Origin of the sequence: Streptomyces sp. NPDC049577 (genome assembly GCF_040675635.1) — a bacterium.
GTDB lineage: Bacteria > Actinomycetota > Actinomycetes > Streptomycetales > Streptomycetaceae > Streptomyces.
Genome location: NZ_JBFAPH010000370.1, coordinates 1 through 5,931, shown reverse-complemented (window position 1 = coordinate 5,931; position 5,931 = coordinate 1). Strand labels below are relative to the sequence as shown.

Annotated in this window: 4 protein-coding genes; 3 read left to right on the top strand and 1 reads right to left on the bottom strand. The window is 71.5% G+C overall.

Features of this window, described 5'->3' with window-relative positions; translation table 11 throughout:
* A partial coding sequence (locus AB0K09_RS28570; protein ID WP_366068301.1) for an MFS transporter occupies positions 1–1,122 on the top strand: 1,122 nt, incomplete at its 5' end.
* Here the strand turns inward: AB0K09_RS28570 and AB0K09_RS28565 are convergent.
* Entirely contained in the window at positions 1,094–2,098 is a 1,005-nt protein-coding gene (locus AB0K09_RS28565; protein ID WP_366068300.1) for an asparaginase, read from the bottom strand. The genes AB0K09_RS28570 and AB0K09_RS28565 overlap by 29 nt on opposite strands.
* 172 nt (positions 2,099–2,270) lie before the next feature.
* Between AB0K09_RS28565 and AB0K09_RS28560 the strand changes: the two genes are divergently transcribed.
* Together AB0K09_RS28560 and AB0K09_RS28555 are read left to right on the top strand one after the other, a co-directional pair.
* Positions 2,271–2,771, top strand: a complete 501-nt coding sequence (locus tag AB0K09_RS28560; RefSeq protein WP_366068299.1) for a BMP family ABC transporter substrate-binding protein — start codon at positions 2,271–2,273, stop codon at positions 2,769–2,771.
* 239 nt (positions 2,772–3,010) lie between these two features.
* Positions 3,011–5,931, top strand: a 2,921-nt coding sequence (locus AB0K09_RS28555; protein WP_366068298.1) for a DUF6531 domain-containing protein, incomplete at its 3' end; no start/stop codon positions are given.

Genomic DNA, 5,931 nt, shown 5'->3' with positions numbered 1-5,931 from the left:
GGCGGCGCCGTGGGGGACCGGTTCGGCGCCCGCACGGTGATGCTCGTCGGGGATGCCGTGATGGTCGTCGCGGCCGTTGCACTGGCCGTGACCTCCGCGCAACTCGGCACGCCCTTGTGGCTCCTGCTCGCCGCCGCCTTCGTCGTCGGCGTCGTGGACGCCTTCTACCTCCCGGCATCCGGTTCCCTGCCGCGCCGCCTGGTGGGCACGGCGTCACTGCCCAGGGCGCTCGCGCTGTACCAGACCGGCAGTCAGCTCACGTCCCTGGCCGGAGGGCTGCTCGGCGGTGTGCTCGTGGCGGCCGCGGGCCTGGCGGGCGCGGCCCTGTTCGACGGTGTGACCTTCGCGCTCATGCTGGGCGTGCTCCTCGCCGTCCGACTCGCCGTCCCGGAAGCGGCGAGCGCGGGCCGTGACCGGGCCGGCGTGCTGCGGGACATCGCCGACGGACTGCGGCTCGCCTGGCGGGATCCTGCCCTGCGCGCGGCCCTGGCGCTCGTGTCGGGCGCGGCCGGCTTCCTGCTGCCGGTGGTCTCGCTGCTGGTGCCCCTGCTCGCGCGCGACCACGGTTGGCGGGCCGGCGCCACGGGCCTCGTGGTGGCGGCGCAGAGCGTGGGCATCATCGGCTTCGCCGGATACGTGGCCGGCCGGGGCGGCGCGCGCCGCCCCGGGTGGGCGGCGTCGGTCGGCCTCGTCACGGCGGGCGCGGGCGTCGCGGCGCTCGCCCTGGCCGCGACACCGCTCCCCGCCGCGGCCGGGGCCCTGGTCACCGGCCTCGGCACGGGGCTGTTCAGCACCCACGTCGCCCCGCTGGTACTGGCCACCACGCCGGAATCCCATCTCGCCCGTACGCAGGCGCTGCTGACGCTGGTGCAGAGCTGCGCGCTGCTCGTGATGAACAACCTCCTCGGCCGCCTCGCCGTGGACGGCGGCCCGGCGGTACCGCTGGCCGTCTGCGCGGCCGGAGCCGCGGCGACGGGACTGGCCGGGCTGTACTCACGGCACCTGCGTCAGGCGCGCGCCGCGACGGACGACTCCCCGGCGGCGGAGGAGTCCCCGGCGGCGGAGGAACGAGAGCCCGAGGGCCCCCGCGCCCTCACCCGAGCCGCTCGAACGCGGATGTGACCTCGTCGCGCGCCGCCCCCGCGGCCAGCAGCAGCCGCAGCAGCACACGCGCCTTGTACGGATCCAGCATCCCGGCGTCCACGAGCCCGCGCCGCCGCAGATCCGTCTCCGAGCCCACCGCGCCGTAGGTGTGCCGGAACACGGAACCGGCACCCGAACGCGACGTCAGCACGACCGGCATCCGCTCGGCCAGCGCACCGAGCACCGGCGCGAGCGCGGACGGCACGTGCCCCACGCCGAACCCGGCGACGACCAGCCCCTGGTGCGTCTCCGCCAGCCCGTCGAGCAGCAGACCGTCGTCGTCGAGCACGACGGGGACCAGCGCCACGCGCGTCGCGTCCAGGCGCTCCCGGTCGACCGGGCGGCTCTCGAAGAGCCGCACGCGAGGAGGCGGCGCCATGACCATCCGTACGCGCTCCTCGACGAGATGCCCGACCGGCCCGGCGTCCGGCGACCCGAATGCCGCTGTGCTGCTGCTGTGCGTCTTGCGCACCCACCGCGCCGCGTGCACCTGGTCGTTCAGCACGACCAGCGCCCCGAGCCCGCGCGCCGGGTCCGACAGGGCGACCCGTACGGCGGCGAGCAGATTCGCCGGCCCGTCCGCACCGGCGAGCGTCGGATTGCGCATCGCCCCCGTGAGCACGAACGGCTCGGCATGCGGCCACAGCAGATCGACGAGGAAGGCGGTCTCCTCCAGCGTGTCCGTGCCCTGCGTCACGACCACCCCGGCCGCCCCGTCCGCGACCGCGCGCGAGGCGGACTCGACCAGGTCGAGTATGTGGGCGAACGTCAGATTCGGGCTGGGCACGGCCTGCACGTCCCGTACGTCGAGCTTCACGCCGGTCTTGCCGAGCCCGGGTACGGCGGCGATCAGGTCGGCACCGGTCAGCCGGTTGACGACTCCGATGCGCCGCTGGTCCGAGGAGTGCCCGGCCATCCCGATGGTCCCGCCCAAGGTGAAGAGTGCGACGCTCACGTGCCGGCCTTTCGTTCGAGGGTGATGCCGGTGGTCACGGTACGCCCTCCGGGCGAGGACATTCCCGCTCAGGACCGGCACCCCGCCCCTCCGCCCGCCCGCCGCCCGCGTTTATGCTCGCGCGGTTCACGACCGGGCGCCGTGCCCGGTCTCGCCGGATGAGGAATGTGTGATGCGTCGCAAGGCATGGGTGGCAGTCGGAGCGGGAGCCGCAGTGGTGGCCGGCGGGGTGATCGCCGCTGTCGTGCTCAGCGGTGACGACGGCGGGAGCACGCCACCGAGGGCCCGTCAGTACACCGCGCACAGCGCCTGCCTGCTGACCGGCGAGCACGGGGTGACGGGCACGGAGGCGGCCCCGGTCTGGGCCGGGATGCAGGACGCGTCGGCGGCCACCCGCGCCAAGGTGATGTCGCTGCCGGTCTTCGGCCCGGACACCACCGCGAACGCGGTGCCGTACGTGAACACGCTCGTGCAGCGCCGCTGCGACATCGTCATCTCGGTGGGCAGGAGCGAGACCGCGGCGGCACAGGAGGTCGCGGCCCGGACGCCGAAGGCGCGGTTCGTGGTCGTCGGGGACGGCAAGGCCGCCGGCGCGAACGTGACGGTGATCCCGCAGTCCGCGGGGACGCGTTCGGCTGTGGCAGAGGCGGTGAAGGATGCGGTGAAAGAGTAATGGATCATTGTAGCCTGCCCCAATGGCTGGTCATTTCCGCAGGTCAGGCCCATGGTCTAGGCCAGTAAAGATTTCGTAAGATCATGTTCGGGGCTCTGGTGTGAAGGCGTCCTTCTGAGTGAAGGTCAGCTGTTTTGCAGTTGATCTTCACTGGAGTCGTTTTCATGCGCCCCCGTTCTCTTCGCCGGCCCGGCCGGTGGAGACCCCATCACCAACAACGCCTACGACGAGCCTTGGCGATGGCCGTCCTCACGGCCCTCGCCATGGTCCTGACCTGTGAGCAGGCCGTCGCCATGGGAGCCCGGCTGGAGCCGCTGCCCCAGCCCGGCCTCTCGTCACTGACCTCCTGGTTCACCGGCCGCAAGGCCCCGGACTGGGGACACGTCCCCCAGCAGAAGTCCGGCAGCGCCGCCGGCCGCGGCCACAACGCCTCGGCCGCCTCGACCCGCGCCGGGCACGGCGCCGGCACCAAGCCGAAGCCCGGCAAGGGCGAGCTGCCGGCCTACGAGCCCTACGCCCGCAAGGTCGCCAAGGGCCCGAGCGCGGGCGGTCTGGGCTTCAACGCCAGGACCAGCAAGCGCGTCGCCTCGAAGTCGACGGCTACCTCGGACTACTTCCAGAACGAGGACGGGTCGTACACGCGCGAGCTCGCGCAGACACCCGTCAATTACCGCGACTCCCGCGGTGACTGGCAGCGCATCGACACCACCGTGCGCAAGGGTTCCGACGGGCGCCTGCATCAGGGCGCCAACTCCATCGCGGTCGACTTCGCGCCCCGCGCCGCGGACTCCGCGCTGGCCCGCGTCGCCCCGGACGGCGAGCACGCGCTGGCCTACGGCCTCCAGGGCGCTGCCGCCGTCGAGCCGCAGGTCTCCGGCTCCACCGCGCAGTACCGCAACGTCCTGCCGGACACCGACCTCGAGCTCCACTCGGGCGCCATCGGCCTGAAGGAGTCGGTGATCCTGCACTCGGCCAAGGCCGGCAACGAGTGGACGTTCCCGCTGGACACCCAGGGCCTGCGGCCCGTCCTGGCGAAAGACGGCTCCGTCCAACTGCTGGACGCCTCGGGCAAGGCCTCGGTCGTCATTCCGCCCGCCTACGCCTACGACTCCCACGTCGACCGCACCTCGGGCGAGCGCGCCACCACGCACGCCGTCACCTACCGCCTGGTGGAGTCCGGCGGCAGGACAGCGTTGCGCGTGACGCTGGACGCGTCCTGGCTGCGGGCCAAGGAGCGGGTCTTCCCCGTGGTCGTGGACCCGTCGGTGCAGGGCGAGAACCCCATCACCACCTACGCGGAATCCGGTGAGCCGGGCGACCACTCCATGGAGCAGACCATCAAGGTCGGCTCCTGGGACTCCGGCCCGCACTCCGCGGTTTCCTACCTGCAGTTCCCCAACCTGGGCGTGGACAACTCCCAGGTCTCGGTCTCGGCCGCCCAGCTGAACCTGTTCGCCATCTGGTCCTCCACCTGCACCCCGCAGCGCTTCGACGTCGCGCCGGTCACCAAGGCGTGGACGCCCCAGCAGGTCACCAGCTGGCCCGGACCGTCCTACGGTTCCTCGATCGGCAACCTGACGCCGAACGTTCCCAACAGTTGCAGCAACACCAAGAGCGACCTGGCGAAGGGCGACCGGCTGACGGTGCCGCTCTCGACCACCGTCTTCAACAACTGGGCGTCGGCCACCGGAAACGCCAACGACTTCGGTCTCGCGGTCTACGCGTCCACCTCCGACAACCTGCACTGGAAGCAGTTCGGGTCCATGAACAACATGGACGCCTACCCGACGCTGCAGATCACCTACACCGGGGCCACGCTGCCCCAGGTGTACCAGACGTCACCGGCGAACAACGCGCCGGTGAACACGCTCACGCCGCAGCTGACGGCGGTCGGTTCCACGGACCCCAACCTAGGCAGCATGCCGAAGTTCAATTTCCAGGTCTATGACACCGACGGCAACAAGCTCGCCGATTCGGGCCTGACCAGCTCCAGCTACTTCAACATGCCGGCGGGCAAGTTGAAGTGGGGCAAGTCGTACTACTGGGAGGTGCAGTCGTACGACGGCACCAACTACTCGGCCGGCCCGAACTGGCAGCTGATGAACACCCAGGTGCCGCAGCCCGCCGTGACCTCGGGACTCTCCCAGAACACGGACGGCCACGGCTACAGCCCGGCCATCGGCAACTACACCACCTCAGCCGTCGACGCGAACGTCTCGACCCCCGGCCCGTCCCTGACGGTCACCCGCGACTACAACTCCCGTGACCCCCGGGTCACCGGCGCCTTCGGAGCGGGCTGGTCGAGCGTCTTCGACTCCAAGGCCGCCGAGCAGTACGACGCCTCCGGAGCCGTGACCAGTGTCCAGGTGACCTATCCCGACGGCTCCGCCGTCGGCTACGGCAAGAACCCGGACGGCTCGTACGCCCCGCCGCAGGGACGATTCGCCACCTTCGCGCCCGCCTCCGGCGGCGGCTACACGCTCACCGACAAGAGCGCCACGGTCTACGCCTTCACCCAGGCCCTGGGCTCGGGCGCGTACGGTCTGACGTCGATCACGGACGCCAACGGACGAACCACGAAGCTCGTCTGGTCGTCCGGCCGCGTCACGACGATGACCTCGGCGGTCTCCGGCCGGTCCCTGTATCTGACCTGGTCCACGCCGTCGGGCGCGTCCGCCGCGCACGTGGCGACCGTCGCGACCGACCCGGCCACTGCCGGCCAGCCGTCCACCGCATCCACGTGGACCTACTCCTACACCGGCGACCAGCTGACCCAGGTGTGCTCCCCGGTCGACACCACCGGCTGCGCCCGCTACGGCTACACCTCGGGGTCGCAGTACCACAACCAGGTGATCGACCAGGGCCCCACCTCGTACTGGCCGCTCGCGGAAAGCTCCGGCACCACGGCCGCAAGCGCCGTCCTGGCCCGTGCCGGCGGTGACAACGCCACCTACAGCAACGTCACCCTCGGGCAGCCCGGCCCGCTGGCCGGTAGCGGCATGACGGCCGCCGACTTCAACGGCAGTTCGTCGTACGTGAAGCTGCCGAACTTGGGGCTGTACGCGTCGTCGTCGCAGTCCATCTCGCTGTGGTTCAAGACGAGCAGCACAACCGCCGGTGTGCTCTTCTCCTACTCCGACGCACGAGGCGATGGCGAGGG

Excerpts from the sequence above, each read along its gene's own strand:
- AB0K09_RS28560 (WP_366068299.1), top strand. The coding sequence starts at position 2,271 with ATGCGTCGCAAGGCATGGGTGGCAGTCGGAGCGGGAGCCGCAGTGGTG.